Below are 18851 nucleotides of genomic sequence, written 5' to 3'. Positions count from 1 at the left end.
GCGCCGCTTCTTCGCAAGCGGCGTATTCCCTCCACTATTTCGCTTTCGCACAATTACAAAAGCTCAACGGGCATCTACACTTAGCATTAAAAAACAGAAGGATCCCGCCATGCGTATTCGACTACTCCCTGTTGTTGCTACCGTCGCGACTGCGGCACTGCTGGTCGCCTGTAGCACACCCACGCCGCCGCGCGGTGTCACGGTCGTGGAAGATTTCAACGTCAACCGTTACCTCGGCACCTGGTATGAGATTGCCCGCTTCGACCATCGCTTTGAGCGCGGTCTGGAACAGGTCACCGCTACCTACAGCCTGCGCGGCGACGGCGGGCTGAACGTCATTAACCGCGGTTTTAATCCTGACCGCAATAAATGGCAGCAGAGCGAAGGCAAAGCCTATTTCACCGGCAATACGCACCGCGCCGCGCTGAAAGTCTCGTTCTTCGGCCCGTTCTATGGCGGCTACAACATTATTGCGCTGGATAAGGATTACCAGCATGCGCTGATTTGCGGGCCGGATCGCAGCTATCTGTGGATCCTCTCCCGCACGCCTACCATCAGCAAGCAAGTGAAAGAGGATCTGCTGGATACCGCCACCCGTCAGGGCTTCGCGGTGGAGAAACTGATCTGGGTAGACCAGCGCGCCCGTTAGTGGGTGCTGAGTTTAAGACCGACGATCCCCGCGACGATAAGCCCCAGGCTCACCAGACGCGCGGGGCTTGCCGACTCGCCTAACAGCAGAATGCCAGTGATAGCCGCGCCGACCGCGCCGATGCCCGTCCAGATGGCATAGGCCGTACCGGTCGGCAGGCTTTTCATCGCCCACGAGAGCAGCACAATGCTGACGATCATCGCCGAAACGGTGATGAGACTGGGTACAAGACGGGTAAAACCGTGGGTATATTTCAGGCCGACGGCCCAGACAACTTCCAGAAGACCGGCGATTAACAGAACGAACCAGGACATACTCAGCTCCAGGTTTGCGGGGCCGTCCCCGTTCAACGTGACGCGCTTGCAGGTCGTCCCACAAGGCCAGGTGATTAAAACGCCGCGATCATCCCTTCTTAGCGCACATTTTGCAACCGTGTTTTTCCTAAACCAGCGGATCCTCACGGGTTAAGCCAGGAAATAGCCGCGATTGTGCGCGTACATCACGGGTTCAGTTAGCAATAAATCTTCCTATGATGAAACACTTTCCTGCTGGCTACAGCAGGTGCGTCTTTCTCTCCATAATGAATCCGAGCATGTATAAAATTTTACTGGTTGACCGCTGTCATTTCAGCCGTACCGGGCTCGAAAGCTGGCTCAATCACTCCGAAGATTTCGCCGCGCCGTTCCACGTGACGGCAACCGATCATTTACTGCGTGCGCGCGAGCTTCTTATGCAGTGGCAACCTAATATGGTGATTGCCGATCTTCACGGGTTTATGGGAGATGTTCATCACGTAAATCAGTTCTCCTCCATCTTTGCAGCCTGCGGCAACACCACGCGTCTGATCCTGCTGCAAAGCGGCGTATCGGACGTGCTGGACGATTATTGCTCGCAGCAAATCACCTGGCGCATTGCGAATAAAACTATCGGGCTGCGCGAACTGGGGCAATTGATTAGCAAAGCGCTGATGTCGCGTCCGCCATTTGGTGAGCCGAAAAGCATTACGCCATTACTGACGCTGCGCGAAGAGCGCATTCTGGAATGGTGGGGCGTGGGAATGAGCAATGAGGAGATTGCGCGCAAAATGGGGATCGCCGTCAAAACGGTTTACACCTATAAACGCAATATTCGCATGAAACTCGGCGCTGATAACCGCTTTTCGCTGTTCGTGCCGCTGCCGGAGATGTGCGTAAGATAACGGTACGACGCCAGGCGGAGCCGTACCGTCGTCATCATTACTGCGATGCGCGGGTTGCCGCGCCAGAGATCGCGCTGCCGCCGTCCTGAATATCTTCGCCCACGCCACGAGTGGTGTTACAGGCCGTCAACAGTGAAGAAAGAACCAGTGCTGAAAAGAGCGCCGCAATTGTTTTCTTAACCATAATCTCTTCCTTTTATTGCCTAAGTTATTTGTGTATAGCCATTTAAGCATAGACAAAAACTGACACACTGGCGGAAGGAAACGGTTTTTAGGAACAGAGGAACTATTTTGCCGCGCGCTCAATCGCGCCGCCAAGATGCCGGATATCTTCGCCAAAGCCGCGAGCCGTATTGCAGGCGCAGGCAAGCGAACAGAGCAACAAAACAAGAAACGGACGTAACAGCGGGGTTTTCATCGTGATCCCTGTAACCTGCGACGTGGCGCAACCACGCCGCAGACAACAGTCGGAATTATTTTACGCGGGAAACGTATTCACCAGAGCGGGTGTCCACTTTGATGACTTCGCCGATCTGGACGAACAGCGGAACTTTAACCACAGCGCCGGTAGAAAGCGTCGCCGGTTTGCCGCCGGTACCCGCGGTATCGCCTTTCAGGCCCGGATCGGTATCAACGATTTCCAGCTCCACGAAGTTCGGCGGAGTGACAGAGATCGGCTGGCCGTTCCACAGGGTCACGATGCACTCAGCCTGATCCAGCAGCCATTTGGCGTTGTCGCCTACGGCTTTCGCGTCAGCCGCCAGCTGTTCGAAGGTTTCGTTATTCATGAAGTGCCAGAACTCACCGTCGTTGTAGAGGTAAGTCAGGTTCATATCCACAACGTCTGCGCCTTCTGCGGAGTCGGTGGATTTAAAGGTTTTTTCTACGCGGGAACCCGTCAGCAGACGGCGCAGCTTAACGCGCGCGAACGCCTGACCTTTACCCGGTTTAACGAATTCGCTGGATTCAACGGCGTACGGTTCGCCGTCCATCATGATTTTAAGACCGGCACGAAAATCGTTGCTAGAATAAGTCGCCATAAGGCCCTCTGAAATTGTTAACTGGTAGCTAAGCCACAAAATGGCGCATATTGTAACCCTAAATCCCCCATCCAGAGAAGATTGGTTATCGCAACTTGCCGATGTTATCACCGATCCCGATGAGCTCCTGCACCTTCTCAATATAGATACTGACGAAGAACTGCTTGCCGGACGCGACGCGCGCCGCTTATTTGCGTTGCGCGTACCGCGGGCGTTCGTCGCGCGCATGGAGAAAGGCAACCCGCAGGATCCGCTGCTGCGACAGGTGTTGACGTCGCGCGAAGAGTTCGTGGCGGCGCCCGGTTTTACCACCGATCCGCTTGAAGAGCAAAACAGCGTGGTGCCAGGGCTGCTGCATAAGTATCACAACCGTGCGCTATTACTGGTGAAAGGCGGCTGTGCGGTGAACTGCCGCTACTGCTTCCGCCGGCATTTCCCGTATGCCGATAACCAGGGCAACAAGCGTAACTGGCAGGCCGCGCTGGACTACATCGCCGCACATCCGGAACTGGATGAGATTATATTTTCCGGCGGTGACCCGCTGATGGCGAAAGATAATGAGCTGGAGTGGCTGGTGGCGCGCCTTGAGGCGATTCCTCACTTAAAACGCCTGCGTATTCACAGTCGCCTGCCGATCGTTATCCCGGCGCGTATTACCGACAGTCTGGTCCGGTTACTCGGCGAGACGCGGCTGCAGGTGCTGCTGGTTAACCATATCAATCACGCGCAGGAAATTGACGACGCCTTTCGCGCCGGTATGGCAAAGCTGCGGGCGGCAGGCGTAACGCTGCTGAACCAGAGCGTGCTGCTGAAGGGCGTAAATGATAACGCCGCGACGCTTGCGGCGCTCAGCAATGCGCTGTTCGATGCGGGCGTAATGCCCTATTACCTGCATGTGCTGGATAAAGTCCAGGGCGCGGCGCATTTTATGGTGAGTGACGACAAGGCCCGGGCGATTATGCGCGAGTTGTTATCGCTGGTATCGGGTTATCTGGTGCCAAAACTGGCGCGTGAAATCGGCGGTGAACCGAGCAAAACGCCGCTTGATTTGCAGTTACGACAGAGCTGATTTTCGGCATCACATCATACAAAACGGTGACGCTTACCCACCCTACCGTTTTTTAACGTCGCCACTTTTTCTGGGTGAGGCGGGCAAGCGCGAGCGCACCCGCCTTTTTTATTTCAGATACCCGTTAGTGCTTCTGAATTCTGATTAATTTGGGCACTTATACACCTGACCGACCATTTTGCTGGACGTGGGAACAAAGCTTGAAAGCAGGTTCTGGGTCGGGCTGCTTACGCCGTAAAGCACGTTTCCGCCCATTTCGGCAGCCTGATTACGCAGATCGTTCGCCGCGCCGCGCATGGAGCCGCCCTCTTCGCCGTGCTGGCCGGAAAGCCAGTTGCTCTGCTCGCCGGTCGCGGTGCCAAGCAAGCGGCACTCTTTACCTGGCTGCTCTTCGACAAAACGCACGTTCTGGCCTGCGGCAGAGAGTGAATTACCGTTGCTGCATCCCGCCAGCAGCAGCGCTGCGACAACCATTCCTGTAGTGACTTTCAAGCGCATGTTATTCCCCATTATGAAGAGCTGGTGATAGCCTGGGCTTCGTATGCCCGGTAAGACCTTATACTAAAAAGATGACCAAAAGAAAAACCCCGGCCATTGCTGACCGGGGTTTTAACACACTACATCATTAAAGATGTAAGGTGGTGGGCAATTACATCATGCCGCCCATACCGCCCATGCCGCCCATACCTGCAGCGCCTAAGTCGGCTTTATCTTCTTTCGGCAGGTCAGTAACCATGCACTCGGTGGTGATCATCAGGCCAGCCACAGAGGACGCGTACTGCAGCGCAGAACGGGTTACTTTGGTCGGATCCAGGATACCCATGTCGATCATGTTGCCGTATTCTTCGGTCGCCGCGTTGTAACCGTAGTTACCGTCGCCCGCTTTCACGTTGTTAGCAACAACAGACGGCTCTTCACCAGCGTTGGATACGATCTGACGCAGCGGAGCTTCCATTGCGCGCAGCGCAACTTTGATACCCACGTTCTGGTCTTCGTTCTGGCCGGTCAGCTCGGTCAGTTTCGCCGCAACGCGTACCAGCGCTACGCCGCCACCAGCCACCACGCCTTCTTCCACCGCAGCACGGGTCGCGTGCAGGGCGTCTTCAACGCGGGCTTTTTTCTCTTTCATTTCAACTTCGGTCGCCGCGCCAACTTTGATAACCGCAACGCCGCCTGCCAGTTTCGCTACGCGCTCCTGCAGTTTTTCACGGTCGTAGTCAGAGGTCGCTTCTTCGATCTGCTGACGGATCTGACCTACACGGCCCTGGATTGCGGATTCGTCGCCCACGCCATCGATGATGGTGGTGGTGTCTTTGTTGATAACCACGCGTTTCGCCTGGCCCAGATCTTCCAGGGTGGCTTTTTCCAGTTCCATACCGATCTCTTCAGAGATAACGGTACCGCCGGTCAGGATAGCAATATCCTGCAGCATGGCTTTACGACGGTCGCCGAAGCCCGGTGCTTTCACCGCAGCCACTTTCACGATGCCGCGCATGGTGTTCACAACCAGGGTCGCCAGCGCTTCGCCTTCAACATCTTCAGCGATGATCAGCAGCGGTTTGCCTGCTTTCGCCACGGCTTCGAGAACCGGCAGCATTTCGCGGATGTTGGAGATTTTTTTGTCAGCCAGCAGGATGAACGGGCTTTCCAGTTCAACAGCGCCAGTTTCCGGCTTGTTGATGAAGTACGGAGACAGGTAGCCGCGGTCGAACTGCATACCTTCAACCACATCCAGCTCGTCCTGCAGACCGGTGCCTTCTTCAACGGTGATAACGCCTTCTTTACCCACTTTCTCCATCGCTTCGGCAATCAGTTTGCCCACGGTTTCGTCGGAGTTCGCGGAGATGGTGCCGACCTGAGCGATAGCTTTAGAGTCAGAGCACGGTACGGAGAGCGCTTTCAGCTCTTCAACAGCGGCGATAACCGCTTTATCGATACCGCGTTTCAGGTCCATCGGGTTCATGCCAGCCGCAACGGCTTTCAGACCTTCGGTGATGATAGCCTGAGCCAGTACGGTTGCGGTGGTGGTACCGTCGCCTGCCGCGTCGTTCGCTTTGGAGGCTACTTCTTTCACCATCTGGGCGCCCATGTTTTCGAACTTGTCTTCCAGCTCGATTTCACGTGCTACAGACACGCCGTCTTTAGTGATAGTCGGCGCACCGAAAGATTTGTCCAGTACCACATTACGGCCTTTCGGGCCCAGGGTAACTTTCACTGCGTCTGCCAGTACGTTTACGCCGCGCAGCATTTTCACACGAGCGTCGTTACCGAATTTTACGTCTTTAGCTGCCATATCGTTATTTCCCTTAAATTCGTACGTTCAGTTTGTTCGCGCGTGAGATTACGCTTCAACAATTGCCAGAATGTCGCTTTCAGACATGATCAGCACTTCCTGATCGTCCAGCTTCTCGGTTTTTACACCATAGCCATCGTTGAAAATGACGATGTCGCCGACTTTCACATCCAGCGGCTTCACTTCGCCGTTTTCAAGGATGCGGCCATTGCCAACAGCCAGCACTTCACCACGAGTAGATTTACCCGCGGCAGAGCCGGTCAGAACGATGCCGCCAGCAGATTTAGATTCAATTTCTTTACGCTTGACGATCACGCGATCATGCAATGGACGAATATTCATTGATAGCTCTCCTTTGAGAAAGTCCGTATCAGTTAGGGATTGAGCCGGCCCGTTAAGGTTTCCGGCTGGTGCCCAGAGAGATGGGGTTGGGGTTTTCCCCCTTCAAGGGGGGAAAAGAAAAAATTTTTGGATTTTTTATCGCGAGTCGCGATCGTGGTCTTCGAGGCGCTTCGGACCGTCATCTTTGCGCTGGTATTCGCCGTCAAAGGTATTCCCGCCCTGCGAAGAGGCGCCAAAGCCCCCTCCCGGCGTACGGCTAAAGCGCAAATGCGGCATCAGGCGAAGAGTAATGAGTTTCTGCACTGGCGGCAGCAATAACAGCAGGCCCAGGAAGTCAGTAAAAAAGCCAGGCAACAGCAGCAGCAGACCGGCGATAATCAGCGACACGCTTTTCAGCATTTCCGCCGCCGGGCTCTCACCCGCCGCCATTTTCTGCTGCATCAGCATCAGGTTTTTAAAGCCCTGGTTGCGTACCAGCGACATTCCGATAACCGACGTAAAAATCACCAGCAGTAAGGTCAGAAAAACGCCGAACACATGCGCCACCTGAATAAAGATGGAAATTTCAATGTAGATGTAAAGAAAGAAGGCGATAAAGGGTATCCAGCGCACCGGGTTCTCCTGTAAAAAGCAGGCGCCTTCTGGCGCCTTAGAAATAGATGTGCAAACGCATATACACTGAGATGGAGACGCCTTAGTCAAAGTTCAATCACTTTGCACGGACATTTTTTCTGGAAATTTTTAAGCGGTGACATATTTCACAGTTTAATAATTGTCGTCAGGCGCGCCCGGGAATAAGTGATCCAGGTTACGGCTTTTCGCTATCATCAGCATATGATCGTGGGCACCAGACCGATTAAGGACATAAATGTCGGTCATTTTACTTCCATAACCACATATATCCTGTGAGTTTGGTGCAATCTTAGTCAGCTTAAGTAAGAAGGTTCACATGTTAAACAACATTCGTATCGAAGAAGATTTGTTGGGTACCAGGGAAGTTCCAGCGGATGCCTACTATGGTGTTCATACTCTGCGAGCGATTGAAAACTTTTACATCAGCAACAGCAAAATCAGCGATATCCCTGAATTTGTTCGCGGCATGGTGATGGTGAAAAAGGCGGCAGCGCTGGCCAACAAAGAGCTGCAGACCATCCCACGCAAAGTTGCCGATACGATTATCGCGGCCTGCGATGAAGTGCTGAACAACGGAAAATGCATGGATCAGTTCCCGGTGGACGTCTACCAGGGCGGCGCGGGCACATCCGTGAATATGAACACCAACGAAGTGCTGGCGAATATTGGCCTTGAGCTGATGGGCCACCAGAAAGGGGAATATCAGTTCCTCAACCCCAACGATCATGTGAACAAATGCCAGTCCACTAACGACGCCTACCCGACGGGCTTTCGCATCGCGGTTTACGCCTCTATCGTCAAGCTGGTCGACGCGATTAAAGAGCTGGGCGAAGGCTTCCAGCGCAAGGCCGTAGAATTTGAAAACATCCTGAAAATGGGCCGCACTCAGTTGCAGGACGCCGTGCCGATGACGCTTGGTCAGGAGTTCCACGCGTTCACCGTGTTGCTGAACGAAGAAACTAAAAACCTGCTGCGTACGGCGGAATTGCTGCTGGAAGTGAACCTCGGCGCGACCGCGATCGGTACCCGTCTGAACACCCCGGACGGCTATCAGCAGCTGGCGGTGCAGAAACTCGCGGAAGTGAGTAACCTGCCGGTCGTCCCGGCGGAAGACCTGATTGAAGCGACCTCTGACTGCGGCGCTTACGTTATGGTGCACAGCTCGCTCAAGCGCCTGGCGGTAAAACTCTCCAAGATCTGCAACGACCTGCGCCTGCTCTCTTCAGGTCCGCGTGCGGGCTTAAACGAAATCAACCTGCCGGAACTGCAGGCGGGCTCGTCCATCATGCCCGCCAAAGTGAACCCGGTAGTGCCGGAAGTGGTAAACCAGGTCTGCTTTAAAGTGATCGGCAACGACACCACCGTTACGATGGCGTCTGAAGCGGGTCAGTTACAGCTCAACGTCATGGAGCCGGTTATCGGCCAGGCGATGTTCGAGTCCATCCACATCCTGACTAACGCCTGCTACAACCTGCTGGAAAAATGCGTCAACGGCATTACCGCCAATAAAGAGGTGTGCGAAGGCTACGTTTACAACTCTATCGGTATCGTCACCTATCTCAACCCGTTCATCGGCCACCACAACGGCGATATCGTCGGGAAGATTTGCGCCGAAACCGGTAAGAGCGTGCGTGAAGTGGTGCTGGAGCGCGGCCTGCTGACGGAAGCGGAGCTGGACGACATCTTCTCTGTCCAGAACCTGATGCATCCGGCTTACAAAGCAAAACGCTATACCGATGAAAGCGAACAGTAATCCCCTTTCGGGGTACACTAAAAAGGCACGTCTTCGGACGTGCCTTTTTCGTTTAATGGATACCAAATTATAACTTTTAATTATCCAATAATTAACCATCAAGGAAGCCATCATGATAGTTGTCGAACTTATCATCGTTTTACTGGCGATTTTTCTTGGCGCCAGGCTGGGGGGAATCGGCATAGGTTACGCCGGCGGGCTGGGGGTGCTGGTGCTCGCCGCCATCGGGGTTAAACCCGGTAATATTCCTTTTGACGTTATCTCTATCATCATGGCGGTGATCGCCGCCATCTCTGCGATGCAGGTCGCAGGCGGGCTGGATTTCCTGGTGAACCAGACGGAAAAGCTACTGCGCAAGAACCCGAAATACATCACGATCCTGGCACCGGTAGTCACCTATTTTCTGACCATTTTCGCCGGCACCGGCAACATCTCGCTGGCTACCTTGCCGGTTATCGCCGAAGTCGCGAAAGAACAGGGCGTGAAGCCTTGCCGCCCGCTCTCGACCGCCGTCGTCGCCGCGCAGATCGCCATTACCGCCTCGCCGATTTCCGCCGCCGTGGTGTATATGTCGTCTGTAATGGAAGGGCACGGCGTCAGCTACATTCATCTGCTGATGGTCGTGATGCCGTCCACGCTCGCCGCCGTACTGGTCATGTCGTTTCTGGTTTCCGTGCTGTTTAACTCAAAGCTGTCTGACGATCCGGTTTATCAGAAGCGCCTGTCGGAAGGATTAATTGAGCTGCGCGGCGACAAGCAGGTTGAAATCAAACCGCGCGCCAAAACGTCCGTCTGGCTGTTCCTGCTGGGTGTGGTCTGCGTGGTGGCTTACGCCATTATCAACAGCCCAAGCCTGGGTCTGGTGGCGAAACCGTTAATGAACACCACCAGCGCTATCCTTATCATCATGCTGAGCGTTGCAACGCTTATCACGCTTATCTGCCGCGTGGAAACCGACAGCATTCTGAACTCCAGCACGTTTAAAGCCGGGATGAGCGCCTGTATCTGTATTCTTGGCGTGGCCTGGCTTGGCGACACGTTCGTTTCCCATAATATCGACTGGATCAAAGCGACCGCAGGCAGCGTGATTCAGGGCCATCCGTGGTTGCTGGCGCTGATTTTCTTCGTCGCCTCGGCGCTGCTCTACTCGCAGGCGGCCACCGCTAAAGCGCTGATGCCAATGGCGCTGGCGCTCAACGTCTCGCCGCTGACTGCCGTGGCCTCGTTCGCCGCCGTGTCCGGCCTGTTTATTCTGCCGACCTATCCGACGCTGGTGGCCGCGGTCCAGATGGATGACACCGGCACGACCCGTATCGGGCGTTTTGTTTTCAACCATCCGTTTTTTATTCCCGGCACGCTCGGCGTCGTGCTGTCGGTCTGCTTCGGCTTCCTGCTCGGCAGCGTACTGCTGTAACGCCTTTTCGGGGCGCTGCGGCGCCCCTTTTCCTGCGCCAAAACCCACGCTTACACTCCGTCGCTAACGCGCGCACTCCGCCCGTTGTATAGTAACCGTTTGAACGTTTCAGGCAGGAGGGCTCTATGCTGGATGAAAATACCGTTACTCACGCCGCGCCGGAGGCGGTCGTCGTGCTTTGCACCGCGCCGGACGAAGCCACCGCGCAGGATCTGGCGGCCAAAGCGCTGGCGGAAAACCTCGCCGCCTGCGTCACGCTGCTGCCGGGCGCGACCTCGCTCTACTACTGGGAAGGGAAACTGGAGCAGGAGTACGAAGTGCAGATGGTGTTGAAAAGCGACACCGCGCGCCAGCAGGCACTGCTGAGGTGTCTGAAAACCCATCATCCTTACCAGACGCCCGAACTGCTTGTCATACCTGTCATTCACGGAGACGAAGACTACCTCTCATGGCTCAACGCATCCTTACGCTGATCCTGCTTTTTTGCAGCCTCCAGGCCTCCGCTGGCCTTTTCAGCCAGCAACACGCCTCACAATTTGTTCCTGCAGACCAGGCCTTTGCATTCGATTTTCAGCAGCAGCAAGACGACCTGACGCTGACCTGGCAGATTAAGCCCGGTTACTACCTCTACCGCCAGCAGATCCGCGTGACGCCCGCGAACGCGCGCGTCGCCTCCCCCGCGCTGCCCGCCGGCGAGTGGCATGAAGATGAGTTCTTCGGCAAAAGCGAGATTTACCGTGACCGCCTCAGCGTGCCGCTTACGGTAGAGCAGGCATCGACGGGCGCGATGCTGACCGTCACCTACCAGGGCTGCGCCGACGCTGGCTTTTGTTATCCCCCCGAAACGCGCAGCGTGCCATTGAGCGCGGTTGAGCCGCCGAAAGCCGCAGATGCCGCCGCACAATCCCACGCTGAACAGCCCTCTCTCTCCACCGGGGAGCGAGATGCAGTGAAGAACGACGCACCGCCCGCCACGCTGCCCTTCTCCGCCCTCTGGGCGCTGCTGATTGGCATCGGCGTCGCCTTCACGCCCTGTGTGCTGCCCATGTATCCGCTGATCTCCGGCATCGTGCTTGGCGGCGAGAAACGTCTTTCGACCGGGCGGGCATTGCTGCTGGCGTTTGTCTACGTTCAGGGTATGGCGCTGACCTACACCGCGCTGGGGCTGATTGTCGCCGCCGCCGGGCTGCAATTTCAGGCAGCGTTGCAAAGCCCGTGGGTGCTGGTAACGCTCTCGGTGGTATTTATCCTGCTGGCGCTCTCCATGTTCGGGCTTTTCACGCTGCAACTGCCCGCGTCGCTGCAAACGCGCCTGACGCTAATGAGCAACCGCCAGCGCGGCGGCTCGCCAGGCGGCGTCTTCGCGATGGGCGCGATTGCCGGGCTTATCTGCTCGCCCTGCACCACCGCGCCGCTCAGTGCCATCCTGCTTTACATCGCCCAAAGCGGCAATCTGTGGCTTGGCGGCGGCACGCTTTATCTGTACGCGCTCGGCATGGGCCTGCCGCTGATGCTGGTGACTGTGTTCGGCAACCGTCTGCTGCCGAAAAGCGGGCCGTGGATGGAGCAGGTAAAAATCGCGTTCGGCTTTGTTATCCTCGCTCTGCCGGTGTTTCTGCTGGAGCGCGTGTTGGGCGAGCCGTGGGGATTGCGGCTCTGGAGCGCACTTGGCGTCGCGTTCTTCGGCTGGGCGTTTATTACGAGCCTCAGCGCCGTTAAAACCTGGATGCGCGCGGTACAAATTGTGCTGCTGGGCGCCGCGCTGATTTGCGCCCGTCCGCTGCAGGACTGGGCCTTCGGCGCGCCCACGGCAGAAACGCAGGCGCATCTGAACTTTACGCGCATCGCTACGGTGGGCGATCTCGACCGGGCGCTGGCGCAGGCGAAAGGCAAACCGGTCATGCTCGATCTCTACGCCGACTGGTGCGTCGCCTGCAAAGAGTTTGAGAAATACACCTTCAGCGCGCCGGACGTGCAGCGCGCGCTCAACGGCGCCGTGCTGTTACAGGCCGACGTAACCGCCAATCGCGCGGCGGATGTCGCGCTGCTGAAGCGCCTTAACGTCCTCGGGTTGCCCACCATTATTTTCTTCGATGCACAGGGCAACGAAATCGTGAACGCCCGCGTCACCGGCTTTATGGACGCGCCCGCATTCACCACGCATTTGCACAATCGCCTGCGGTAAACAACACTTGGGTGGGAGAAACCGTTGGGCTAAACGGAGAGGAGTAGACCGTGCAACGTGAAGAAGTGCTGGAGCAGGCCCTGCATGTGCTTGAACAGGAAGGGATTGCTAATACCACGCCAGAAATGGTGGCCGCTGCCGCGCAGTGTCCGGCGGAAGAGATGCAGCGCTACTGGCCGGATCGCGAAGCGCTGCTGTATGACGCGCTGCGCTATTTAAGCCAGCGCGTGGATGCCTGGCGCCGCCAGTTGATTTATGACGATACGCTGAGCGCCGAGCAGAAGCTGATGGCGCGCTATCAGGCGCTGACGGATTGCGTCAGCCAGGACCGCTACCCGGGTTGCCTGTTTATCGCCGCCTGTACGTTTTACCCGGAGGCGTCCCACCCCATTCATCAGCTGGCGGATAATCAAAAGCGCGCCGCGTATGACTATACGCATGAGCTGTTGACGCAACTGGAGGTGGACGACCCGGCGATGGTCGCCGAACAGATGGAACTGGTGCTGGAAGGTTGCCTGAGCCGCCTGCTGGTGAAGCGCAGCCAGGCGGATGTGGATACCGCGCGTCGCCTCGCTGAAGATATCCTGCGTTTCGCGCAGTGCCGTCAGGGCGGCGCCCTGACCTGAGGCGCGCTGACGGGCCGCTTTTGCCTGAAAATCAGCCAGTCAGCACAGTTTCAGGGATTTTTTATGACAAAGCCGTTGACGCCTTCGGGCCTTTACGGTTTAATGCGCCCCGTTGCCCGGATAGCTCAGTCGGTAGAGCAGGGGATTGAAAATCCCCGTGTCCTTGGTTCGATTCCGAGTCCGGGCACCACTTATTCAGAAAAACCAGCCTACGGGCTGGTTTTTTGCTTTTGGGGAGCCGGACTCTCCATCGAACGTCGTTCGATTCACTCGTCGCATCCCTGCGACTCGCCCTGCGGGCAGCGCGGCGCGCTGTGCAAAAACGCTCCCGGCGTTTTGTCCGGGTCCGGGCACCACTTATTCAGAGAACCCGCCCAAAAGGCGGGTTTTTGCTTTTAGGGATCGGGGATCGCCATCGAACCATCGAACGTTGTTGGATACCCCTGTCCCTTTGCCCGCTTCGCCCCTTCCCCGCTGGCCTCTGCGGCTGACATCGTTATACTTGCTGGATGCTTATTCACGGGGTATCCGCATGTCGACTGCCATTCTGAATCGCCGCTGGCAACGTCCTGGCGCGCTGCTGCTGACGCTCTGCGCGCTGGGCGCGGCATTTTTACTCTGGAGCCACTGGGGCGCGTTTCTTCAGTGGGCATTTAGCCTGCAAATCGCCCTGCACCGTTATCTGGTGCTCTATCTCTTACAGCTCAATAACCATCAATACACCGGCGGTATCTGGCTTATCAGCGGCGCGTTTATTTACGGCGTGCTGCATGCCATCGGGCCGGGCCACGGCAAATTTATCGTCAGCGCCTACCTCGCCACCAACCGCGAAAGCCTTCTCGCCGCGCGGCTGGTGCCGCTCGCAGGCAGCCTGATGCAGGGCGTGAGCGCCATCGCGTTTGTGTTTATCCTGGCGGTAGGTTTTAACCTGGCCTCGGGCGATCTCAGCCAGAGCCGCTGGTATCTCGAAAAAGCGAGCGCGCTGCTTATCGGCGCGTTCGGGCTATTTTTGCTCCTGCGCGCGGTGCGCAGCCTCCGTCCCCCCGGTTGCACATCCGCGCGCTGACGCCGGTCGGTTCTCACCCGGAAGACTGCGGCTGCGGTCATCACGGCGTCGGCAAGACGACGGATGACAGCGACTGGCGCGCCCGACTGGGCGTGATTTTCGCCATCGGCGCGCGGCCGTGTAGCGGCGCCATTATGATTATGCTGTTCGCCAACGCGCTCGGCATGGTGAGCTGGGGCATCGCGGCGGTGATGACGATGGCGCTCGGCACGGCGCTCTCCATTATGGCGCTGTCGCTCGGCGTGCAGTATGCACGCAACGCCACCACAAGGTTGTTCGGCGGTCAAACCACGCCTCGTCAGGCGCAGCGTATCGCCGCGCTGCTGCAAATTGCCGGCGGGCTGGCGCTGCTGCTGTTCGCCGTCGTGCTGTTTTTAACGGTGATCCCCATTAGCCCTAATGGCGACTATATCGCCGCCGGTTGTTGAGCCCGTAATGCCACAACCGGATAACAGGTGAAGACGCCGCCGCCTGCTACACTCGAAAACGCGAACCGGACGCCCGGTTTATTACTTACTTATCGCGCGGGATAACACTATGTCTCAAAACGAATATCAGCCACCTGAAGTCTGGACCTGGGAACCGCAATCTGGCGGCGCCTTTGCCAGCATCAACCGCCCTGTCGCCGGGCCGACGCATGAGAAAACGCTGCCGGTCGGCAAACATCCGCTACAGCTTTACTCCCTCGGCACGCCGAACGGCCAGAAAGTGACGATCCTGCTGGAAGAGCTGCTGGCGCTCGGCATCAGTGGCGCGGAGTATGACGCGCACCTGATTCGCATCGGCGAAGGCGATCAGTTCTCCAGCGGCTTTGTGGATGTGAACCCGAACTCCAAGATCCCGGCGCTGCTGGACCGCTCGGTGACCCCGGCGGTACGGGTGTTTGAATCCGGCGCGATCCTGCTCTATCTCGCCGATAAGTTCGGTCATTTCCTGCCGGAAGATTTTGCCGGTCGCGCCGAAGCGCTGAACTGGCTGTTCTGGTTGCAGGGCTCAGCGCCCTATCTTGGCGGTGGTTTCGGTCATTTTTACCACTACGCGCCGCAGAAAATCGAATACGCGATTAACCGCTTCACGATGGAAGCCAAACGCCAGCTCGACGTGCTGGATCGCCAGCTCGCGCAGCATCGTTTTATCGCGGGCGACGAGTACTCCATCGCCGATATCGCCATCTGGCCGTGGTACGGCAATGTGGTTATCGGCGGGCTGTATGAGGCGAGCACGTTCCTGCAGGTTGATGAATACAAACATGTGAAACGCTGGGCCGAAGAGGTGGCGCAACGTCCGGCGGTACAGCGCGGCCGTATCGTTAACCGCACCTGGGGGCCACTTAACGAGCAGCTTCACGAACGGCACGACGCCTCGGATTTTGAGCAAAATACCGAAGACAAACGCGGCGCGTAAGCCACAAAAAAGCCTCGTCAGTGACGAGGCTTTTTTTATGCGCGTAAACGCGTGAACCGTTAACGCAGATCTTTTACGGCGACATGATCCATATCGTCGAACACCTGATTTTCGCCCACCATTCCCCAGATAAAGGTGTAAGCGCGCGTGCCAACGCCTGAGTGAATCGACCAGCTCGGAGAAATGACGGCCTGCTCGTTTTGCACCACGATATGACGCGTCTCCTGCGGCTGGCCCATCATATGGAATACGCAGCTATTCTCTTCGAGACCGAAGTAGAAATAGACCTCCATGCGGCGCTCATGCGTATGGCACGGCATGGTGTTCCACAAGTTGCCCGGCGCGAGTTCAGTCAGCCCCATGCTGAGCTGGCACGTTTCCAGCACATCGGGAATAAAGTATTTATTGATGGTGCGGCGATTACTGGTGACGTCCTCGCCAAGATGCACCGGCGAGACATCCGCCGGCGTGACGCGTTTGGTCGGGAAGGTCGTATGCGCCGGCGCGCAGTTGTAGTAAAAACGGGCCGGGCTCGCCGCATCCACGCTCTCAAACACCACTTCCTGCGCGCCCTTGCCAACATACAGCCCGTCGCGGCTGTTCATCTCATAACGGGTGCCATCCACCGTGATGATCCCCGGCCCACCGATATTGATAACGCCCAGCTCGCGGCGCTCCAGAAAATAGCTCACTCCCAACTGCTTGCCCACTTCACCGCCCACGCTAACGGTGCGGTTCACCGGCATAACCCCACCGACGATGATGCGATCGATATGGCTGTAAGTCATGGTGTACTCATCAGCCACAAAAATCTTCTCGATTAAGAACTCTTTGCGCAGCCCGGCGGTATCCAGGGTTTTCGCGTGATCGCTGTGAATGCTTTGACGAACGTCCATTCTGACTCCTCGTGACGTTACGGGGGGATAACGTCGCCCCCGGTATGATATGCGTGAAAAAACCAAATTAAATAACAATGAATTTACATAAATTTTCGCTGAGTTTGATGCTAGCAAATGCGTGAATCAATAATGTGATCAAGATAACCAAAACAGCGTTTCATTTCTATTGAATCATTATTCCACAAGAGAGATAGTAGCACCAGTTACTTCAATAACGGGATAAGTCACGACAGACGACTCTCCATACTCATAAAACTGATGATAGCCGCAGCTGCCTTTGTGCTGCCGCCCTACACAAAAAAAACGAACTAACACGGTGAAAATCAATGATTTTTATCGCGGGACTCTTTTGACCTTAATTCGGCCAGGGGCTGAATAATACCGCTGAGGTTTATGATGAAGATTAAAGCCACTATGGAACGCATTCCGGGAGGGATGATGCTTATCCCGCTGTTACTCGGGGCTATTTTAAATACGCTGGCTCCACAGACCGGGAATTATTTCGGCTCGTTTACAAAAGGTATGATTAGCGGAACGGTGCCTATTCTCGCCGTCTGGTTTTTCTGTATTGGCGCGTCCATTGATTTGCGTGCGACGGGAACGGTGCTCCGTAAATCGGGCACGCTGGTGCTGACCAAAATTGCCGTGGCCTGGCTGGTCGCGATGATTGCAGCGTCCTTTATTCCGGATACCGGCATCCAGACCGGCTTTTTCGCCGGGCTGTCTGTGCTGGCTATCGTCTCTGCGATGGACATGACCAACGGCGGCCTCTACGCCAGCCTGATGAACCAGTACGGCACGAAGGAAGAGTCCGGCGCGTTTGTGCTGATGTCGCTGGAGTCCGGTCCGCTGATGACGATGGTGATCTTAGGCTCTGCGGGCCTCGCCTCTTTCGAGCCGCATCACTTCATCGGCGCGGTGCTGCCGTTTCTGATCGGCTTCGCGCTGGGTAACCTTGACCACGATCTGCGCGCGTTCTTCAGTAAAGCCACGCCGGTGCTGATCCCGTTCTTTGGTTTTGCGCTTGGCAATACCATTAATCTGAGCGTGATTATGGAGACCGGTCTGCTTGGGATCCTGCTGGGCGTGGCGGTTATCATCATCACCGGCATTCCGTTGATTCTGGCGGATAAACTCCTGGGCGGCGGTAACGGTACGGCGGGCGTGGCGGCGTCGTCAGCGGCGGGTGCCGCAGTGGCGAACCCGGTTATCATCGCGCAAATCAACCCGGCGTTTGAACCGGTGGCGGCGTCGGCTACGGCGCTGGTGGCCGCGAGCGTTATCGTGACGGCGATTCTGGTGCCCATTATTACCGCGTTGTATGCCCGGCATGTGGCGAAACAGGTGCCGGAGGCGCAGAAAGCGCAGAGCGTCGGAACGCTGCCGCGTTAACTCCCACACCCCGCTCCGGCGGGGTGTTTTTTTCAGAGCAGGAAAATCTCTTCCACCAGCGCGTTCACCAACCGCCGTGCAGAGCAGATGCGCGGCATGCCAAGCGACATGCTCTGCCATGTCTGGGTTATCGACCAGCTCACCGGATGGCGTTCCTCGTCATATTCCGCGCCCAGCCAGCAGAGCATATCTTTATGTTCCAGCAGGCCCGGCTGCGGCGGCGTATGCATCCACTGCTGACAGAAGTGGCGCGTATGGGCTGAGGCATTGGCGCTCTGCGCCAGCCGAAGCGCCATCTCTTCATATACCTGTGGCAACAGCGTGCTTCGCAGGTGGGGCTCGCCCAGGCGCCACGCGTCGCCGAACGCGCCCCAGCGTAGCTCCTCCAGCGCCACGTAGCAGCGCCCCGCGGGCGACCAGCCGTTAAACTCACCGCTTTTCCAGCGCGTCATCACGTCACTGATATGACGCTGCGCTGACGCCATTAAATCGCTCTGACGCAATTGCGACTCCAGCCGCGCGGCGCTGTGCTGGTACTGGCACGCCATGACGTCGAGCGCCTGCGCGAAGGGCGCCGACGCGCCCTTTTCGCTGAATCGCTGGCGGCGAAAGGCCAGCGTCTGCGCCGTCAGGCTTAGCGCCAGATGCCCCGGCGGGCTCTGACGGGCAAGCGTCGCCAGCATGTTTAACGCCAGGATTTCCGGCGTCGCCGCAGGCGGCTCGGCCACCACCAGCGATTTTTGCAGCCGCTCGCGCACTTTCTGATGCTGCGGGTGCGGGCGGCAGTGGCGCTCGTCTTCCGGCCCTTTCGCCAGATCCACCATCAGGCGCCCGCGCAGCGCGTGTAAATGTCGGCCCGGCCCTTCAATGAGTGAACCGTTCATGGCG

General features: G+C 57.0%; 20 protein-coding genes, 1 tRNA gene and 1 pseudogene. 12 read left to right on the top strand and 10 right to left on the bottom strand.

All coding sequences use genetic code 11. The annotated features are described in order from the left end of the window. Positions 1-115 precede the first annotated feature (115 nt). Positions 116-649 carry a lipocalin family protein gene (locus tag BJP61_RS03680; protein ID WP_038867498.1) on the top strand — a complete coding sequence of 178 codons (534 nt, stop codon included), beginning with the start codon at positions 116-118 and terminating at the stop codon, positions 647-649. Here BJP61_RS03680 and sugE read toward each other — a convergent pair. After that, positions 646-963 (bottom strand): quaternary ammonium compound efflux SMR transporter SugE, encoded by a 318-nt coding sequence (gene sugE, locus BJP61_RS03675; protein WP_038867463.1) that lies wholly within the window; start codon positions 961-963, stop codon positions 646-648. The two genes, BJP61_RS03680 and sugE, sit on opposite strands and share 4 nt — an antisense overlap. A gap of 278 nt (positions 964-1241) precedes the next feature. On the opposite strand from sugE, the gene BJP61_RS03670 reads away from it, so the two are divergent. Beyond that, entirely contained in the window at positions 1242-1847 is a 606-nt protein-coding gene (locus tag BJP61_RS03670) for a LuxR C-terminal-related transcriptional regulator (RefSeq protein WP_038867461.1), read from the top strand. A gap of 37 nt (positions 1848-1884) precedes the next feature. On the opposite strand, the gene ecnB is transcribed toward BJP61_RS03670, so the two are convergent. The 3 genes from ecnB to efp form a co-directional block, all read right to left on the bottom strand. Beyond that, positions 1885-2031, bottom strand: coding sequence for a lipoprotein toxin entericidin B (gene ecnB, locus BJP61_RS03665; RefSeq protein ID WP_004386070.1), 147 nt, complete (start codon positions 2029-2031; stop codon positions 1885-1887). Positions 2032-2133: 102 nt separating this feature from the next. Further along, on the bottom strand, positions 2134-2265 hold the full coding sequence (locus tag BJP61_RS03660; protein ID WP_071603781.1) for an entericidin A/B family lipoprotein: 132 nt from the start codon (positions 2263-2265) through the stop codon (positions 2134-2136). Positions 2266-2320: 55 nt separating this feature from the next. Then, a complete protein-coding gene (gene efp / locus BJP61_RS03655) occupies positions 2321-2887 on the bottom strand; it encodes an elongation factor P (protein WP_004386068.1) in 567 nt (188 codons plus the stop codon). A 40-nt stretch (positions 2888-2927) separates the two neighbouring features. Between efp and epmB the strand changes: the two genes are divergently transcribed. Further along, positions 2928-3956: an EF-P beta-lysylation protein EpmB gene (gene epmB / locus BJP61_RS03650; protein ID WP_171997836.1), complete on the top strand. Its 1029-nt coding sequence runs from the start codon at positions 2928-2930 to the stop codon at positions 3954-3956. Positions 3957-4100: 144 nt separating this feature from the next. On the opposite strand, the gene BJP61_RS03645 is transcribed toward epmB, so the two are convergent. The 4 genes from BJP61_RS03645 to BJP61_RS03630 all read right to left on the bottom strand — a co-directional run bounded on the left by BJP61_RS03645 (position 4101) and on the right by BJP61_RS03630 (position 7203). Further along, positions 4101-4454, bottom strand: a complete 354-nt coding sequence (locus tag BJP61_RS03645; RefSeq protein ID WP_038867456.1) for a DUF4156 domain-containing protein — start codon at positions 4452-4454, stop codon at positions 4101-4103. 151 nt (positions 4455-4605) lie between these two features. Then, positions 4606-6249, bottom strand: coding sequence for a chaperonin GroEL (gene groL / locus BJP61_RS03640; protein WP_038867453.1), 1644 nt, complete (start codon positions 6247-6249; stop codon positions 4606-4608). 48 nt (positions 6250-6297) lie between these two features. Next, a complete protein-coding gene (locus tag BJP61_RS03635; RefSeq protein WP_004387018.1) occupies positions 6298-6591 on the bottom strand; it encodes a co-chaperone GroES in 294 nt (97 codons plus the stop codon). Between the two features lie 135 nt (positions 6592-6726). Continuing rightward, positions 6727-7203 carry an FxsA family protein gene (locus tag BJP61_RS03630; protein ID WP_038867450.1) on the bottom strand — a complete coding sequence of 159 codons (477 nt, stop codon included), beginning with the start codon at positions 7201-7203 and terminating at the stop codon, positions 6727-6729. A gap of 337 nt (positions 7204-7540) precedes the next feature. Here BJP61_RS03630 and aspA point away from each other — a divergent pair, with 337 nt between their 5' ends. From aspA to yghU, 8 genes and pseudogenes are all read left to right on the top strand, one after another. Then, positions 7541-8977, top strand: a complete 1437-nt coding sequence (gene aspA / locus BJP61_RS03625) for an aspartate ammonia-lyase (protein WP_075192325.1) — start codon at positions 7541-7543, stop codon at positions 8975-8977. Positions 8978-9089: 112 nt separating this feature from the next. Continuing rightward, complete coding sequence (locus tag BJP61_RS03620; RefSeq protein ID WP_038867445.1) at positions 9090-10391, top strand: anaerobic C4-dicarboxylate transporter; 1302 nt, start codon at positions 9090-9092, stop codon at positions 10389-10391. Between the two features lie 125 nt (positions 10392-10516). Further along, complete coding sequence (gene cutA, locus BJP61_RS03615; protein ID WP_038867443.1) at positions 10517-10864, top strand: divalent cation tolerance protein CutA; 348 nt, start codon at positions 10517-10519, stop codon at positions 10862-10864. Further along, entirely contained in the window at positions 10840-12576 is a 1737-nt protein-coding gene (locus BJP61_RS03610; RefSeq protein WP_161578851.1) for a protein-disulfide reductase DsbD, read from the top strand. The genes cutA and BJP61_RS03610 overlap by 25 nt, the downstream gene beginning before the upstream one ends. Before the next feature lie 50 nt (positions 12577-12626). Then, positions 12627-13202 carry a transcriptional regulator gene (locus tag BJP61_RS03605; protein WP_038867430.1) on the top strand — a complete coding sequence of 192 codons (576 nt, stop codon included), beginning with the start codon at positions 12627-12629 and terminating at the stop codon, positions 13200-13202. A gap of 114 nt (positions 13203-13316) precedes the next feature. Next, positions 13317-13392 (top strand) — tRNA-Phe (locus BJP61_RS03600). 342 nt (positions 13393-13734) lie between these two features. Continuing rightward, positions 13735-14696, top strand: a pseudogene (locus BJP61_RS03595) (nickel/cobalt transporter). Positions 14697-14805: 109 nt separating this feature from the next. Next, positions 14806-15672, top strand: a complete 867-nt coding sequence (gene yghU, locus BJP61_RS03590; RefSeq protein WP_161579059.1) for a glutathione-dependent disulfide-bond oxidoreductase — start codon at positions 14806-14808, stop codon at positions 15670-15672. A gap of 59 nt (positions 15673-15731) precedes the next feature. On the opposite strand, the gene kduI is transcribed toward yghU, so the two are convergent. Continuing rightward, complete coding sequence (kduI, locus tag BJP61_RS03585; protein ID WP_038867421.1) at positions 15732-16568, bottom strand: 5-dehydro-4-deoxy-D-glucuronate isomerase; 837 nt, start codon at positions 16566-16568, stop codon at positions 15732-15734. Between the two features lie 399 nt (positions 16569-16967). Between kduI and kdgT the strand changes: the two genes are divergently transcribed. Then, a complete protein-coding gene (gene kdgT, locus BJP61_RS03580; RefSeq protein ID WP_038867497.1) occupies positions 16968-17963 on the top strand; it encodes a 2-keto-3-deoxygluconate transporter in 996 nt (331 codons plus the stop codon). 32 nt (positions 17964-17995) lie between these two features. Here the strand turns inward: kdgT and BJP61_RS03575 are convergent, their stop codons facing one another. Continuing rightward, positions 17996-18847, bottom strand: coding sequence for a diguanylate cyclase regulator RdcB family protein (locus BJP61_RS03575; protein ID WP_171997835.1), 852 nt, complete (start codon positions 18845-18847; stop codon positions 17996-17998). Positions 18848-18851: the final 4 nt, after the last annotated feature.

Origin of the sequence: Cronobacter sp. JZ38 (genome assembly GCF_008932145.1) — a bacterium.
Taxonomy (GTDB): domain Bacteria; phylum Pseudomonadota; class Gammaproteobacteria; order Enterobacterales; family Enterobacteriaceae; genus Cronobacter; species Cronobacter muytjensii.
This window is presented reverse-complemented; position numbering and strand designations above follow the sequence as displayed.